The sequence below is a fragment of the Arthrobacter sp. TJ-170 genome, from assembly GCF_058269305.1.
In genome coordinates, this window is the sequence record NZ_JBZCNL010000002.1 from 563,301 (window position 1) to 578,476 (window position 15,176).

Annotated in this window: 14 protein-coding genes and 1 tRNA gene; 2 read left to right on the forward strand and 13 right to left on the reverse strand. The window is 64.9% G+C overall.

What is annotated here, in order from left to right; all coding sequences use genetic code 11:
* Positions 1-26: 26 nt before the first annotated feature.
* Complete coding sequence (gene asd / locus AC4D1W_RS06630) at positions 27-1,184, forward strand: aspartate-semialdehyde dehydrogenase (protein ID WP_490889744.1); 1,158 nt, start codon at positions 27-29, stop codon at positions 1,182-1,184.
* A 100-nt stretch (positions 1,185-1,284) separates the two neighbouring features.
* Positions 1,285-1,713, forward strand: a complete 429-nt coding sequence (locus tag AC4D1W_RS06635; RefSeq protein WP_490898185.1) for a hypothetical protein — start codon at positions 1,285-1,287, stop codon at positions 1,711-1,713.
* Between the two features lie 57 nt (positions 1,714-1,770).
* Here AC4D1W_RS06635 and AC4D1W_RS06640 read toward each other — a convergent pair whose 3' ends face one another.
* From AC4D1W_RS06640 to AC4D1W_RS06700, 13 genes are all read right to left on the reverse strand, one after another.
* Positions 1,771-2,844 (reverse strand): UDP-N-acetylmuramate dehydrogenase, encoded by a 1,074-nt coding sequence (locus tag AC4D1W_RS06640; RefSeq protein WP_490898186.1) that lies wholly within the window; start codon positions 2,842-2,844, stop codon positions 1,771-1,773.
* Positions 2,841-3,281, reverse strand: a complete 441-nt coding sequence (locus AC4D1W_RS06645) for a MaoC family dehydratase (RefSeq protein ID WP_490898187.1) — start codon at positions 3,279-3,281, stop codon at positions 2,841-2,843. The genes AC4D1W_RS06640 and AC4D1W_RS06645 overlap by 4 nt, the downstream gene beginning before the upstream one ends.
* Positions 3,282-3,283: 2 nt before the next feature.
* The gene (locus AC4D1W_RS06650; protein WP_490898188.1) at positions 3,284-3,733 is read right to left on the reverse strand and encodes an FAS1-like dehydratase domain-containing protein; all 450 of its coding nucleotides are present in this window, start codon (positions 3,731-3,733) and stop codon (positions 3,284-3,286) included.
* A gap of 109 nt (positions 3,734-3,842) precedes the next feature.
* Positions 3,843-4,076, reverse strand: a complete 234-nt coding sequence (locus AC4D1W_RS06655; RefSeq protein WP_490898189.1) for a hypothetical protein — start codon at positions 4,074-4,076, stop codon at positions 3,843-3,845.
* Positions 4,077-4,131: 55 nt separating this feature from the next.
* Positions 4,132-6,669: an AMP-binding protein gene (locus AC4D1W_RS06660; RefSeq protein WP_490898190.1), complete on the reverse strand. Its 2,538-nt coding sequence runs from the start codon at positions 6,667-6,669 to the stop codon at positions 4,132-4,134.
* Positions 6,670-6,694: 25 nt separating this feature from the next.
* Entirely contained in the window at positions 6,695-7,843 is a 1,149-nt protein-coding gene (locus AC4D1W_RS06665) for an ABC transporter ATP-binding protein (RefSeq protein WP_490889758.1), read from the reverse strand.
* A complete protein-coding gene (locus AC4D1W_RS06670; protein WP_490898191.1) occupies positions 7,833-9,527 on the reverse strand; it encodes an ABC transporter permease in 1,695 nt (564 codons plus the stop codon). The genes AC4D1W_RS06665 and AC4D1W_RS06670 overlap by 11 nt, the downstream gene beginning before the upstream one ends.
* Positions 9,524-10,552 (reverse strand): extracellular solute-binding protein, encoded by a 1,029-nt coding sequence (locus AC4D1W_RS06675; RefSeq protein WP_490898192.1) that lies wholly within the window; start codon positions 10,550-10,552, stop codon positions 9,524-9,526. The genes AC4D1W_RS06670 and AC4D1W_RS06675 overlap by 4 nt, the downstream gene beginning before the upstream one ends.
* Before the next feature lie 137 nt (positions 10,553-10,689).
* Positions 10,690-11,598, reverse strand: a complete 909-nt coding sequence (locus AC4D1W_RS06680; protein WP_490898193.1) for a DUF2797 domain-containing protein — start codon at positions 11,596-11,598, stop codon at positions 10,690-10,692.
* A gap of 97 nt (positions 11,599-11,695) precedes the next feature.
* The gene (locus AC4D1W_RS06685; protein ID WP_490889766.1) at positions 11,696-12,262 is read right to left on the reverse strand and encodes a type 1 glutamine amidotransferase domain-containing protein; all 567 of its coding nucleotides are present in this window, start codon (positions 12,260-12,262) and stop codon (positions 11,696-11,698) included.
* A 67-nt stretch (positions 12,263-12,329) separates the two neighbouring features.
* Entirely contained in the window at positions 12,330-13,748 is a 1,419-nt protein-coding gene (locus tag AC4D1W_RS06690) for a MinD/ParA family ATP-binding protein (protein ID WP_490898194.1), read from the reverse strand.
* 131 nt (positions 13,749-13,879) lie between these two features.
* Positions 13,880-13,988: transfer RNA gene (locus AC4D1W_RS06695), tRNA-Met, on the reverse strand.
* A gap of 22 nt (positions 13,989-14,010) precedes the next feature.
* Positions 14,011-15,153: a tyrosine-type recombinase/integrase gene (locus AC4D1W_RS06700; RefSeq protein WP_490898195.1), complete on the reverse strand. Its 1,143-nt coding sequence runs from the start codon at positions 15,151-15,153 to the stop codon at positions 14,011-14,013.
* Positions 15,154-15,176: the final 23 nt, after the last annotated feature.

Consider the following 15,176-nt stretch of genomic DNA (forward strand, 5'->3'; position numbering starts at 1 on the left):
TTGCCACCCTCGCCTAAACTGGAACCATGACTTCCGCCGCGAACCTGTCCTCCTCTTCCGTGCCTTCCGTCGGTTTGGTCGGCTGGCGCGGGATGGTCGGCTCCGTACTGATGCAGCGCATGCAGGACGAGGGCGACTTCCGCACCATCAACCCCGTTTTCTTCTCGACGTCGAACGCCGGTGGGGCTGCGCCGTCGTTCGCTGAGGGTGCCGGACCACTGCAGGACGCGTATGACGTCGAGGCTCTCGCGAAGCTGCCGATCATCGTGACCGCACAGGGCGGCGGATACACCTCGGAGGTGTACCCGAAGCTGCGCGACGCCGGCTGGGACGGCCTGTGGATCGACGCCGCTTCCACGCTGCGTATGGAGAAGAGCTCCATCATCGTGCTCGACCCGGTCAACCGCGACGTTATCGACGCCGGACTGGCACGCGGCGTACGCGATTTCGTCGGCGGCAACTGCACGGTCTCCTGCATGCTGATGGGCCTCGGTGGACTGTTCAAGAACGGTCTGGTCGAGTGGGGCACCTCCATGACCTACCAGGCAGCATCCGGTGGCGGCGCCCGGCACATGCGGGAGTTGCTGACCCAGTTCGGTTCCATCCACGGCGTCGTTGCCAAGAATCTGGCGGATCCGGCATCTGCGATCCTCGATATCGACCGGGCTGTGCTGACCCAGCAGAAGAATCCCGCCATGGATGCGTCCCAGTTCGGGGTGCCGCTTGCCGGTTCAGTGATTCCTTGGATCGACGCCGACCTCGGCAACGGGCAGTCCAAGGAAGAGTGGAAAGCCGGCGCGGAGACCAACAAGATACTCGGGAATGACATCGCGGATGGCGCCCGGATCCCCTTTGACGGATTGTGTGTACGGATCGGCGCCATGCGCTCGCACTCCCAAGCGCTGACGCTGAAGCTCACCCAGGACCTGTCTCTGAATGAGATCGAGGCCCTGATCGATCAGGACAACGAGTGGGCAACCGTGGTTCCCAACACCAAGGAAGCCACTCTTGCCGGGCTGACCCCGGTGGCGGCCAGCGGAAGCCTGAAAATCCCGGTCGGGCGCATCCGCAAACTCGAGATGGGTCCGGAGTACATCAGTGCCTTCACCGTGGGCGACCAGCTTCTGTGGGGTGCTGCAGAGCCGTTGCGCCGCATGCTCCTCATCGCCACCGGCAACCTCTAGGGTCCGTTAGCCGCACCCGCGGGTATCCCCGGGTGCGGCCAGCACCCGGTCGAACACCTGTTCTAGCGAAATGTCGGAGGCGTCCGGCAGACTGTCCTGCATGAATCAGATTCCGGTAGATCAGGTCCTGAGGCGGTACTTCTCCGCGAGTGCCGCGGGCAGGCATCCCGCCACGGTTGAGCGCTACGAGCGCGTCCTTGCCCACCTGCAGCTGTTCCTTGAGCAGGAAGGCGACTCCACGGTCAGCGGAGATACGGCCGCGCTGCTCGCGCTGGAAAGGCAGTTCGATCCCGAAGGCGCCTTCGGGCGGGTCCTCGGACCGGAGCAGCTGGTCTTCGCACTCCCCCGGTTCCTGAGCGGCCCATGGCTGCTCGCTGACTTCCACGACCGCCTGGCGCAGATCAGTCTCATCTCGAGGCTGGTGCAGTGGCTGTGCAGCCGCGAGCTCGTGGACAGCCGCTGGCACCGCCATGCTGTCATGCAGACGCGTGCAGCCGCTGAGAAGGCCCGGAGACGGGCCGCGACGTAATCCCGGCGGGTCTCGTGCGGTCCCTGAGCGAGTGTCTGTGTCAGTTCAGCGGCGCGCTCAGTTCAGCGCGCAGCCGATCAGGACCGGTTCCGGGTGCAGCCGAATACCGAAACGCTCCTCGACGCCGTCGGCCACCAGTCGGGCGATGCTCAGAAGGTCCTCTGCTGATGCTGCGCCACGGTTCGTGACCGCGAGGGTGTGCTTCGTGGATAAGGCAGCACGACCGCCCGCCGCACCGTAACCGGCGTCGTCCGCGAGCCCGAAGCCCTTGCCGAACCCCGCGTGCTCGATGAGCCAGGCTGCACTGAGCTTCACCGTGTCATCAGGCATCGGATACCTCGGGGCGCTCTCGGGCAGGGACCCCGCTGCATCCGAGTCCACCACGGGGTTCGTGAAGAAGGACCCGGTGCTGTAGGTGTCACGGTCAACCGGATCCAGCACCATGCCCTTGGCCGCCCGCAGCTTCAAAACTGCACGGCGTACGTCATTGGCGTAGGTCCGGGCTCCAACCTCGATGCCGAGTTCCCGGGCCAGTTCCGCGTATCGCACCGGCGCCCCCAGACGGCCGAGTCCCAGCTGGAACTGCACCGTCAGCACCACGTAACGGGGTGTCCCCGCGTCGGTGGTGCGCTTCAGAAGGGAGTCGCGGTACCCGAACCCGAGGTCGAAGTTGGCCAGCGACTTGATGGACTTCGTCTCACGGTCATACGTGCGCACCATGGCAATGGTTTGTGAGACTTCAGCACCGTACGCACCCACGTTCTGCACCGGAACTGCGCCTGTGGACCCCGGGATGCCGGACAGGGCCTCAAGGCCCGAGTAGGCATGACGCACCGTGTACTCGACGAGCTCATCCCAGGGCTGCCCGGCTTGTGCGGTGACCATCACGCCTCCGCAAGTGGCGTCGTCGTCGTTCATGGTAAAGCCCGTTGAGGCAATCCGGACCACTGTGCCGGCGAAGCCGGTGTCAGCGACAAGCAGGTTCGAGCCGCCGCCAACGAGCAGGAGCGGCTCCCCCGCTTCATCGGCGGAGCGAACAGCGTCGATAATCTCGGCTTCGGTACGAGCCTCCACGAGTTTGCGGGCGGGTCCCCCGACGGCGGACGTGGTGAACTGGGCGAGCGACGTCACCAGATCCGCACCACTGCCTGTGCCTTGACCAGCACCTTCTGCCCGCCGGAGGTGACAGTCAGATCAATGCGGGCAGTCGAATTATCTTGATCAATTGCCCCTACGACGCCGACAACTTCAATAACCGCGCCGGCTACGCCGGCCTGATCAGTGGTGTCCTCGACAATCACCGGCCGGGTGAACCGGGTCTGGTAATCGATGACGGCGGCAGGGTCACCGATCCAGTCAGCTACCACCTGAACGGCCGAGCCCATGGTGAACATGCCGTGGGCAATGACGCCGGGAAGGTCCACACCGCGTGCGAAGGATTCGTTCCAGTGGATGGGGTTGAAATCACCGGACGCGCCGGCGTACTTCACCAGGTCCAGTCGGGTGACTTCAATCGGTGAACGGCCAATTTCCTGGCCTACCTCAAGGTCCGTGAGCGTAATTGGCATGTCTACTGCTCCTCCCCGCGCACAAGGATGGATGACGTGGCCGTTGCGGTCTTCTCGCCCTCCACAGTGGAGATTTCTGCCCGGGTTGTAATCATCGCGCCGCCGCCCATCGCACGAACCTGGTCAACGTGGAGTTCGGCGACCAGCTCGTCGCCGGCGACGATCGGTCGATGGTGGATGAAGCGCTGGTCGGCGTGAACCACACGGGTGAAGTCAATACCGGCCTCCGGGTCTTCGATCAGTTGAGCGTCCGCACGCTGGGCGATGATGATCGCGAAGGTGGGAGGCGCAACGACGTCGCGGTGGCCCAGCGCGGCCGCGGCTTCCGGGTCGAAGTGCGACGGATGCGTGGCTTTGACGGCCCTCGCGAATTCGCGGATCTTCTCGCGCCCTACCGTATAGACCTCGGCAGCCGGATAGCTGCGCCCCTGAAGGTCGGGATTGATCGTCATGAAACTCCTTCTTGTTAGGCTGCCGAAGTAACCGGCTCCTCGGGCGCGGACACGCATCTCCCAGCGTAGCTGTATTGCCCCGTAACCTGCCGGTCGCTTCCGCTCGAGCTCAGCCCTGCGGCGGGTTGCTACGACGACGCGCGTCACGTCCGCGCACCACCAGCCCCGCGAGGTGCGCGGCCATGCCCGCCACGATGATGGGCAGTGCGGCCATTACCAGCGGATCGGTCTGCAGCATGGCGCCGGCGACGGCCAGCAGAATGCCCACGCCGGTAAGGATCAAGGCCGCGACTACGAGCTTCCGGTACAACGGCGATCCGGTGTCCCAGGGTGTATTGAGCATGGTCCTATCCTAGGGTCCGGGGCGGATCCGCCTGGGCAGGGGTGCACTCCCAGGGTCAGGCCGCCACCCTCCGGCGTGCTCCCCTGCGGCTTCCGGTCGCCAGTCGCACCAAACCCGGCACACGCATGACGAGCGCCCAGTAGAGCACTCCTGCAGCAAGGGATGCGGCCACCGCCACCGCCGGGTGCATGGCTTCCAGATGCGGGAAGACAAGCCAGTGGGTGAGGTAGATGTATAGCGATGCGCTGGCCAGTACCACCGTTATGCGCTGCAGACCGCGGGGCACAGGCAGTGTCCGCAGCCAGACGAGCACCAGTATGCCAACCAGCAGCGTCATCTCCCGGGGCAGGTCCAGGAAGAAGTAGCCCGGGACGCAGAGCACCACGACAGCAGAAATGAGGCAGCGGTGAAGGGTGGTCCGCGCCTGGGCCACGGCCCATCCCAGAGCGAAAAGCCACAGCGCAGGAGCGGTGTTCGGCACCTCAAGATCGATGACGTTGAACCGGGTCAGGAGACCAGCCGCGGTCAGCCCGAGCGGGAAGCCAAGTGGGAAACGCCGTTCCAGCCTCGCTATCGGGGGAAACGCCAGTAGCGCGACCGTGCAGACAAGGAGGTAGGTCAGGACCTCGACAAACCAGAAATGCCATTCAGGGGTTACTTCCTGGGGACCGACGAGCGCATTCAGGAGGAAGATGTTCGCGACGCTGTAATGGTCCGTGATGAGGTAGCCGAAGGCGATGAGCGCCATGCTCGGCACCACGATCCGGGCGATGCTGGTCAGCTGGCGCCGTAGCCGTTGTGTCCGTTCGCCCTGAAGGTGGAATCGCGCGAAGTTGTATCCGGCCGCTGCCAGCAGCACGTGGGCAGTGCCTTCCCAATGGAACAGCCCGATGTGAGTGCTGATGATGAGAATGATTGCCACGGCGCGCAGCACGATGCTCGACTCGGCCGGCGCGAAGAACCTGCGTCGTCGTCGGGCCGGGGAAACTCCTTCCAGCTCTGCCACGGATCGCAGATGCCAGTCGGCCGGCAGGGTGCCGAGCGCATTCTCCAGCCGCACCGACGTCGCTACGTATGACAGCGAGTCGCCGCCCAGAGAGACAAAGGTGCTCTCGTCGTCGACGGCGGAGACTTCGAGCTGCTCGGCGAAGATCGCGCGAACATCCTGCGGCCCTTCCTTACGCGTCGGCGCCGCTTCCCGCGGCAGTGGCGCGGGTTCGGCGAGCGCCAGCACCGCCTGGTAATCCGGTTTCCCGCTGCTCAGCCTGGGAAGCTGGTTTACGGCGTACATCTTCAGCGCTCCGCGGGGGATTCCCAGCTCGCGTGCCAGCACTTTCCTGAGCAGGTCCGGCTCGTGGTCGCCCTGGACAGCGACGACGAGGTGCTCATCCCTGCCGGCGCTGGTCGCCTGCACTCCGAACCCGGCGAGGATCTGCTCCACCCGTCCGAGATCGATGCGCAGTCCGGCAATTTTGATGAAGCGGCTCCGGCGCCCCACCACCTCGTACAGCCCGTCAGGATGGCGCCGGGCCAGGTCCCCGGTGCGCAGTTCAGTCACCGTTCGGCCGGCCGCGAGGTCCTCGGGACTCTCCGCATAACCCAGCATCACGTTGGGTCCGGTGTACACCAGTTCGCCATCTTCCAGGCCTGCCACGGGATCGATACGGAAGCTCCCGCCCGGCACCGGCACGCCGATCCGGGACGGGTTCTGCGCGGCGAGGGCAGGCGGCAGGTACGCCATGCGTGCGGTGGCTTCGGTCTGGCCATACATGACGAAGAGCTCCCAGCCCCGCTCGCCGCCCAACTCTGCGTACCGGCTGACAAGCTCGGGAGCCAGACGGCCACCGGCCTGGGTGACGTACCGCAGGGTGGGCAGGTTCATGTCGGAGAACCCCACGCGTTCCAGCAACTCGAAGGTGTATGGGACGGCGGCGAAGGCGGTTGCTTCGGCGCTGCGGAACAGGTCCCAGAAGCAGGGGTCCACAACCGAGAGGTCGGTGAGCACCACCGACGCGCCGGTGAGCAGGTGGCTGTTGATGACCGACAGTCCGTAGCAGTAGGACATGGGGAGGGTGGTTACGGCCCGGTCCGCCGGCCCGAGCCGTAGGTAGTCGGCGATGGCCCCGGCGTTGGCCTCCAGGTTCTGGTGTGAGAGCCGCACCAGCTTCGGTGAGCCCGTCGAGCCGGAGGTGCTCAGGAGCAGCGCAAGGTCCGGGTGCAGGTAATGGCTGGTTGCAGGACGGACTTCCCGAATTCGCGGCTGCCCATTCCCCTCCCCGGCGGCCATGACGACATCGGGATCGAAGGTGTCCCGGATCGATTCGATGGCGGAGGGCTTGTCCCCCGGCGCCAGGATCACGGGATGTCCTCCGGACAGTGCCGCGAGGTACGCGACGAGGGAGTCGACGTCGTTGGTGGCTGCCAGCAGCACGAGCCGCCGCACAGGACCGAGACGGTCCACGACCGCTTCTACGCGATCCGCCAGCTGCCGGTAGGTGAGCGTCCCGGAATCCGTCACGACGGCGGGGCTGTCGGCGAAGCGGGCGAGACGGGACGCGAAGCCTCCGGACCGGGTAGCCGCTTCCAGGGGCATTGTCGGCATTGTTATGGACACAGCATTACCTCAATGTAGTGATGGGTGAACGCTCCGGAGACTGCGGAGTAGGGTCTACGGCACCGACCGGCGGTTCCGTAACCGCCCGGTCATTGACCAGGAGGGTGGGCGACGTTCCCGCCGCGACAGTTACGCTGACGGGGGTACCGGCGGCGTAGCGAACGTGGTGCGGTTGCCAGGACCGCAGCGTACGGCCCGAAGCCAGACGCACGTAGTGCAGCACGAAGGCTCCCCGATACTCCTGGGAGATGACCCGTGCAGAAGCGCCCGGATCGTGGGCGAGCGCAACTTCGTGGGGCCGAAGCACCACGTCGACGTTGACGTCGCAGTTCGCCCACCCCGGAACAGTGGAAACCACGCCGATTTCGCACGTCAGCAGTGCGTTGTGGACGTTCGCCGGCAGGAAGTCGGCATCTCCCATGAAGGACGCAACGAAACGTGTGGACGGCTGTTCGAACACCCGCTCCGGCGTGTCCGTCTGCTCGATGACGCCCTCGCGCATCACCACCACGCGGTTTCCGACGGATAGCGCTTCCGTCTGGTCGTGCGTCACCAGCAGGCTGGTAGTCCCGGTTTCCTTCAGTACGGCCACGAGATCGGTGCGCACCCTGCCCCGCAGGGTCTCGTCCAGACTGGAGAACGGCTCATCCAGCAGCACGACGGCGGGGCGTGGCGCCAGTGCGCGCGCGAGTGCGACTCGCTGTTGCTCTCCACCGGACAATTCGTGGGGGTAGCGGGCTGCCAGGTGATTCAGCCGCACCAGTTCCAGCACCTCGGCAACACGCTGCTGCCTGTCCCGGGCGGGCAGCCGGTTCAGTCCGAAAGCAACGTTCTTCGCGACTGTCAGGTTGGGAAACAGCGCGTGCTCCTGGAACACAAGACCCACGCGACGACGTTCCGGTTCCTGAAACCGTCGGCGGTCCGCGACGGTTTCACCCGCAATCGTGATTGTTCCGGAATCGGGCCGCTCAAGTCCGGCGATCATCCTGAGCATTGTCGACTTCCCGCAGCCGGACGGCCCGATCACGGTTACCATCTCTCCGGCGGACACAGACAGGTCGAGGGACGTGGCAGCCGGGACACCGCCGTATCGCCTGCTCACGCCGCTCAGGGTCAGCGCCGGGGTTTCAACCTGGTTCACGTTACTGGTCATGGTTCACCGTCCCGGTTTTGAGGCCCGCCGAACGGCGGAACAGGAAGTACACCGGGATCACCGCCACCGCGACGATGCCCAGCGCAGGCGTCGCTGCCTTCTCCCAGAAATTCTCGCGGGCCAATTCATAGACCCAGACGGAGATGGTGGTGAACCCGAACGGGCGCAGAAGGAGCACGATCGGCAGTTCCTTGACTGCATCGATCGCTACCAGCACGAGCGCTACCGCGGCGCCGCGGCGAGCCAGGGGCAGATGCACGCGGGTCAGAAGCCTGCGCGGCGTGGATCCGAGGCTGAGGGCGGAAAAGGTAAGTGCCGGTGAGATCTTCGCGAAGCTCGCATCGACAGCCTGGTAGGCCGGAGCAAGGAATCGCACCAGATATGCAAAAAGGATGCCCGCCACCGAACCGGTCACCAGAAGACCTGTGCCCCCCGGAACACCTGCGAACTCGAGCCACTCATCGAGACGGGCGAAAGCGATGAGCACACCGATGCCGATCACTGCCCCCGGAACGGCATACCCGAAGGTGGTGAGCTGCGCTGCGGTTGCCACCACCGGACCCCCACCGAGGCGTTGGGCATGTCCGATCGTGAGCGCGATTCCGGTGCACAGCAGAGCGGCCACCGACGCAACGGTCACGCTGTTCACGAGATACTCGACAAACCGGGGGTCCAGCAGCGGTTCGGAACTGCCGATGGCCTCCCCCACAGCCCAGCCGATCAGCTGGGCAACAGGGAGAATGAACCCTGCTCCGAGCACACTCAGGCACACCAGGGCGGCAACCCAACCGGTCCATCCGGCAAGCCGCCGGGGCTGCAGGCCCTCGCCTCGACCTGTTTTCTGGTGAAAGCGCGATCGACCGCGCAGGAGGCGCTCAACCACCAGTACCGCGACCGCGAACAGGAGCACCAGCACCGAAAGCTGGGTTGCCGCGTTGAAATCGAAGCTGCCCTTCCAGACGAGATAGACGCCCACTGAGACGGTCTGCACGTTGAAGTACTGAACAGTGGCGAAGTCCGTCAGGGTTTCCATCATGACCAGCGCCAGTGCGGCGGCAAGCGACGGCCGGGCCAGGGGGACCACAACCCGCCACAGCGTGCGGGAGCGGCTGGCACCGAGGGTGCGTGCGGCGTCGTACGTTGTTGCGCTTTGCTCCACGAGCGCGGACCGCGAGAGGAGATAGACGTATGGGTAGAGCGTGAGCGACATGACGACGACGGCGCCGAGAAGGGTTCGCACGTCAGGCAACCAGGCGCCGGGTCCGAGGACGGTACGCAGCAGGGCCTGTACCGGACCTCCGACGTCGAAGGTGGACAGGAACACGAAGCCCAGGATGTACGCGGGCATCGCCAGCGGCAGCACCAGCGCCCACGAGAGCAGGTTCCGCAGCGGAAAGTTATAGGCCGTAACCAGCCACGCCAGACCGCCGCCGATCAGCAGGGTGCCGCTGCCGACTCCGACCATCAGGAGGACGGTCGTCAGGATCATCGGGCCGATGTCCTGCGGCATGCTGCTCGAGTTCAGGCTGCCGAGTCCGTCGATCAGCACAGCGATCACCGGAGTCGCCACAAGGGCTGCGGCGAGCAGCACAGCCGCCGACCACAGCGGACGGCCGTTCCCGGTCAGGAGGCGCCGGCGTTGTCCGGAAACTCCCGCGTCGACCAGGACAGCCGATTCACTCACTTGTAGCCGGCCTCTGCAAGCACATCGATGGCTTCGGCGTTCAGGTCACCGTAGGCTGCAGCGTTCAGCGGCATACGGCTGAATTCACCGAACTCGGCGATCACCGGTTCGGGCTGTGCCTCCGGATTCACCGGGAACTCGTGGTTGGCATCAACGAAGGCATTCTGCCCCGTGGTGGCAAGCCATTCAATGAGCTGCTGGGCCTGTGCCGCATTGTCGGAGTTGGCGACGACCCCGGCGCCGGAAATGTTCACATGAGTGCCGGCCCCCTCCTGGCTGGCCCAAAAGAGGTCCACGGACAGCTCGGGGTTCTCCTCGAGGGTGCGCGCCAGGTAGTAGTGGTTGTTGATCCCCACGTCGCAGGCACCGGCGTCGATCGCTTCGAGCAGGAGAACGTCGTTGCTCATGATGTCCACGTCATTGGCCACCCACCCCTGGACAATCTCGAGGGCCTTCTCCCGGCCGTGGAGGTCGATCAGGCTCGCGACCAGCGACTGCGTGTAGGAGGAGGTGGCGTCGCGCATGCAGAGCCGTCCCTTCCACTTCGGATCGGCCAGCCCTGCATAGGTCTCCTGGGCATCGAACTCCGAGGGGTCCACGTTCTCCGGGTTGTAGGTGACGGTTCTGGCCCTCATGGCCAGCCCGAACCACTGTCCTTCCGGGTCCCGCAGGTCCTCGGGAACCGCTTCGTCCAGGGCGGCCGAGCTCGTCTGGGCGAGTACGTCCTGGCGCGCTGCGTTCCAGAGGTTCCCGGCATCCACTGTCATGAAGACGTCTGCCGGTGTGTCGCTTCCCTCGGCCTTGAGCCGCTCGAGGAGTTCGGCGTCATCACCGGTGATGAACTCGACCGAGATCCCCGTTTCGTCGGTGAACTGACCGAACGCGCCTTCCAGGTCATAGTGCCGCGCCGTGTAGATCTGCAGGTCGGCTGGAGCCTTGCCGATGCCGAGCACGCCGCAACCTGAGAGGGTCAGGACGGGTACCGCGAAAGCGGCGCAGGCAGCAATGAGCTTGGGTCGGTGCATGGGGGGTACTCCTGAAGGAAGCGGTAGAGGCCGCAAGCAAAATTACAAAGGTAAGCCTAACCGAACCTCAGCGCAGCGCCGAACACTCTTCCCGAATCATGACTCGGTAGGTAACACGGACGGCAGGCGGAAAGCGCTCAGAACAGCTCGTCCTGCACCGCCACGGGCGCGGACCTGAACTCACCAAGCTGCAGACGACGGCCGCGCAGCAGCCCGAGGTCCAGAAGGAACTCGCCTTCGGGAAGAGCGAGCAACGCGGTCGGTCCAAGGAGAGCCAGGATGCTGCCGCCATGTCCACCGGCCTCAAGGCTCAGCGGATAGACCGCAGCCCGGGCCCGAAGGATTTGATCCCAGCTCTCCGGGGCCTGCCACTGCTCCTCGACTGCTTCGAAGCCGTCGATACTCACACCCTGTGCCAGTAAAGCGCGTACGACGTCGGCTGCATCGGCGTTCAGAAGGTCCAGTTTCGACGGCGCAAGCGGGCGCGCGAGGGCCGCCGTCTTCGCTGCCGACCGGACAGCCTGCGGCAGGCCGGCGTGCCGTGTCACGGCGTCTTCAAGAACGCGGACCACCCTGCCGTCGTGAGCGTGGGCAACATAGCGGGCGACGACGGCTCCCTGCTCCGCCAAGCGGGTCCACTTGCTCCGGTCCGAGGCTGTTCCCACCTTGGTGGAGCCGTCCGCGAAGGTCGCGACGTACAGCCAGTGATCCTGCGCGAGGTACGGTGCAAGCGCTTCGGGCGCCACTCCGGAACGGTGAACGTCGTGCATGTACCGGAAGTCGTCCCGGGCAAAGCAGGGGCCGCACTGGTAGCCGCGTTCCGCCGTCGTCTGTTCAGGGCAGGGAAGGGAGCGACGGCCCTTCGTACCCAGCGCTTTCGAGTAGCCCAGGCAGAAACGCTCGCTGTCGGAAAGGCGGAAGCCAAGAAAGATCGGCAGGTCACCGAGGTGCAACGGCGTCGGAACTCCGCGCGGCGTCGCGAGTGTCAGCGACGGGCCGGACGGACTCCAGGACACACCGTGGCAAAGAAAAGGTCCGGTGAGCATGTCGCCACGCTACCGGACCGGGAGTTGATGACGCCCGGTTGGCCGTGAACCGTTCGGAACAGGCAACCGGGCGTCAGATACTTCGCTTCGTAAGGGGTTAGGCCGTCTGCCCCTCGTGCGTGCCCTCAGCGATTTCTTCGAGGACCTTGTCGTTGAAGGCGGGCAGGTCATCGGGGTTGCGGCTGGTGACGAAGCCCTGGTCCACAACCACCTCATCATCGGTCCACTGGGCGCCTGCGTTCCTGAGGTCCGTTTCGAGCGTGTGGTAGGACGTCATCGACCGGCCGCTGACCACGCCGGCTTCGATCAGCAGCCACGGCGCGTGGCAGATCGCCGCAACGGGCTTGTGCTGTTCGAAGAAGCTGCGGGCGAAGGCCTGCGCATCCTTGTCCACCCGGAGGTGGTCGGCGTTGACGACGCCGCCTGGCAGAACCAGCGCGTCGTAATCCTCGGCCTTCGCGTCACCGACCGCGAGATCGACTGGGAAGGTATCGCCCTTGTCCGTGCCGTTGAAGCCCTGTATCGACCCCTCACTGGGGGCGATAAGCGATGGCTCTCCACCGGCACCCTTGACGGCCTCCCAGGGGCTGGTGAGCTCAACCTGTTCGACGCCGTCCGTGAGCAGGAAGGCCACTTTCTTTCCGGAAATATCGTGCATAGTCATGCTTCCTCCATTCCGTTGGCTTACATCTCCAGCCTAGGAACATCAGAAGTACTAAGCAACCTGACTATCAGAGTCCGTCGGCAACAGCTGCGGCCGCGGCAAGCCATGCGCCCTGCGTGGCAGGCTTCAGGGCGCCCCAACGGATCCGTCCTTTCAACAGCGCAACGTCATACGGAATGGTGACGGCGCTGCGCGCGAGCTGTGCAAACCCGTCGGCAATCTGCTGCGCCTGCGCAGCGGTACCGTTCTTGTCCGACTGGCTGACGATGACGACGGCGTTTTGCGACAGCTCCGCGTACTTCCCGCCGCGCCCGCGGAGTGCCTCCAGCAGGAGCGCTCCCGCCTCAGCGTGTTCCTCGAGAGTGGTGGTTGCGATGACGAGCTGATCGGTGTGGTGAATCATGCGCAGCCAGCGCTCTGCGGTTTCATCGTTTCCGGAGTCGACGATATTCAGCCGGAAGTATTTGGAAGCAACCTCGTGGAGAGCGTCGAAATCCTCGGCGGTGATCTTCTGCTCGGAGGCGAGCACGTCCGGCTTGGACCGCAGGACGTCGTACTTGTCTTCGGTCTGGTGGTGAACGTACCGGGCGAGCAACGCGGACTGCGCCGACGGTGCCAGCAACTGGCTCGTCTCTGGCAGGAGGTCCATCACCGACGAGTTGTGGGGGCCCTGCTCGGTGCGCCAGCCAAGAGTGCCGCGGGTTTCGTTGTTGTCCCAGGCGAGCACCGGTCCCCCGCCGTTCCGGGCGAAGACCGCGGCGAGCATGACGGTGGTGGGGGTCTTGTTTGCACCGCCCTTGCCATTCACCACGGAGACGGTCCGGGGACCCGGCCAGTGCTGGCTGACGGCACGGGTGTGCGCGCGTACGGTCAGTTCCCGCTTCGACGGCGCCACGCGGATCCCGATCCGGGAGAGCAGTCCGCGGAACCCGGTCTCGGCCGGGATTGTGCCATTGTCAGGGGCCAGGAACGAACGACGCCGGCCCTCTGAGTTCTCCTGCCGGCGCGACTGCCGCGGCGGGTCGGCGGGCATGCTGGGAACGGCAGGGATGACCGGCGCTGCCGGTGCTGACGGCATCGACCGAACGGGCGTCGTCGTGCTGGTGCGGGTTTCTGACTGCACCCTGTCCTCCGATGCGCTGGACGGTGCTGGGGGCGCCGGAGGCACAGGGCCTGCTACGGTTGGGGCCCGCTGGGGAATCACGACGGGCACCGACATGGTGCGCGTACCGTGGGCTGACTCGTCGAAGCGGATGTCGAGCACCTGACGCGGGACGGTGTCCCCGTCAACCTCGTCCGTCCGCGTCGACCCCGGCTGGAAGGCCGGCTGCGGCGCCTGCGGAGCCGGCGACAGACGGTCGGCGAAACGGGGGACCTCTGCGATAGGCCCGGTTCCCGGTTCACGTCCTGAGCGTCGTCGGCTTGCTCGGGTTGGAAAGTCTTCCGGCTTTTCGCCCGGCCCCCAGGCCGAATCGTTGTCAGTCATGCTTCCTGTCCTGTCGATGTCCCTCGCGATTCATCCTATAAGGAGGCTGACCACTGCCTGCGTCGGACTACGTGGACTGGGCAAAACGAAACAGGCCGGCGGCTCGTGAAGAGCCGCCGGCCTGTTATTTGTAGCGGTGGCGGGACTCGATCCCGCGACCTCACGATTATGAGTCGTACATTGATCGGATGAGTTTACACATGAAGTTCGCCAGTTAGCAGCCAATTAGTAGCCACCCCGATCACGGTAGCCACCGAAGTGGCTACGCAACGGTGCTGCTCAGTAGGGCATCCACGGCCCTCGCGGAGGACTGCGCATCCTCAGCGAACAGTTGCGCGTACACGTCGAGCGTGGTGACAGCAGAGCTATGTCCCGCAATCTGCTGGACCACTTTCACATTAGCTCCGGCGCTGATCGCCAGCGTGACAGCAGTACGGCGCAAGTCGTGAAAGACCATTTCAGGAAAGGCTGAGTCCAGTTCCCTACACCGCCCGACTGCCGGGTGAAATACTCGGCGAGCGAAGTTGGAGGACCGCAGCTCAGCACCGGAGGGCGACGTAAACACAAGCGCACCGGACGCTCTACCCTCTACGTGAGCTTCAAGCTCAGTAGCAACAGAGGCCGGGATCGGTACCGTGCGGGGCTTGCGCCCCTTGGTTGTCTCCCGGAACTCCAAACGCCCATCCACAGGGACAAGGGTGGATCGAACGACAACCTGGGGGTTGTCGCCGAAGCTAAGGGCACCCGCTTTCAACCCGGAGATTTCTGACCACCTAAGCCCTGTGGTTCCCGCAAAGAGAATCAGCAGCCTGTACGCCTCGTGCGACTGTCCGGCGTAGCGTCCGCCCTCTGCGGCCTGATCTGCCAGTGCCACCAGTTGCCCAACAGTAAGGGCAGCAGGCTCCCGCACGGGCGCAGGAGTGGGCACATGGTTGACCGTGGCGTTGCGTGCGGGATTGGTGGCGAGATAGCCGCAATCCACCGCGTACTGCAACATTCGGCCCAACTGCAGGTAGGCCCGGCGTCGTGCATCGTCGGTGGCGAAAGTAGCGAGCCACTCGTTCACCACCGAAAGCGTGACGTTCGCCAGCGTGCGGTGCTCAAAACGAGACCTCATGTGCTTCTCATACACCCGGCGATATCCGGCCACGGTCACCGGAGACGCGGGGCGCTGACCTTTCGCACCCACGCGCTCAATGCGGTCGAGCCACTCGACGTACAGATCATGAAATCTGATCTTGCCGCCCTTGCGAGTGTCGATCAGGTTGCCGCCAGCTTTGGCCGTGTTGATCTGCAACTCGTGTGCCAGTGCTTCGGCCTTGGTTCTGAAGCGCTTATACCTCCGCTTACCGTCTACCCGGTAGTCATGCTGATAATTCCCGCTTGGAAGCTTTGTTATCGCCACAGAGGTAGTGTAGCCATATTATC

What these genes read in the sequence shown, in the direction of transcription:
- asd (WP_490889744.1), top strand. Translation starts at nt 27, where the DNA reads ATGACTTCCGCCGCGAACCTGTCCTCCTCTTCCGTGCCTTCCGTCGGT.
- AC4D1W_RS06635 (WP_490898185.1), top strand. Translation starts at nt 1,285, where the DNA reads ATGAATCAGATTCCGGTAGATCAGGTCCTGAGGCGGTACTTCTCCGCG.
- AC4D1W_RS06645 (WP_490898187.1), bottom strand. Translation starts at nt 3,281, where the DNA reads ATGCCAATTACGCTCACGGACCTTGAGGTAGGCCAGGAAATTGGCCGT.
- AC4D1W_RS06650 (WP_490898188.1), bottom strand. Translation starts at nt 3,733, where the DNA reads ATGACGATCAATCCCGACCTTCAGGGGCGCAGCTATCCGGCTGCCGAG.
- AC4D1W_RS06655 (WP_490898189.1), bottom strand. Translation starts at nt 4,076, where the DNA reads ATGCTCAATACACCCTGGGACACCGGATCGCCGTTGTACCGGAAGCTC.
- AC4D1W_RS06660 (WP_490898190.1), bottom strand. Translation starts at nt 6,669, where the DNA reads ATGCCCCTGGAAGCGGCTACCCGGTCCGGAGGCTTCGCGTCCCGTCTC.
- AC4D1W_RS06665 (WP_490889758.1), bottom strand. Translation starts at nt 7,843, where the DNA reads ATGACCAGTAACGTGAACCAGGTTGAAACCCCGGCGCTGACCCTGAGC.
- AC4D1W_RS06675 (WP_490898192.1), bottom strand. Translation starts at nt 10,552, where the DNA reads ATGCACCGACCCAAGCTCATTGCTGCCTGCGCCGCTTTCGCGGTACCC.
- AC4D1W_RS06680 (WP_490898193.1), bottom strand. Translation starts at nt 11,598, where the DNA reads ATGCTCACCGGACCTTTTCTTTGCCACGGTGTGTCCTGGAGTCCGTCC.
- AC4D1W_RS06685 (WP_490889766.1), bottom strand. Translation starts at nt 12,262, where the DNA reads ATGACTATGCACGATATTTCCGGAAAGAAAGTGGCCTTCCTGCTCACG.
- AC4D1W_RS06690 (WP_490898194.1), bottom strand. Translation starts at nt 13,748, where the DNA reads ATGACTGACAACGATTCGGCCTGGGGGCCGGGCGAAAAGCCGGAAGAC.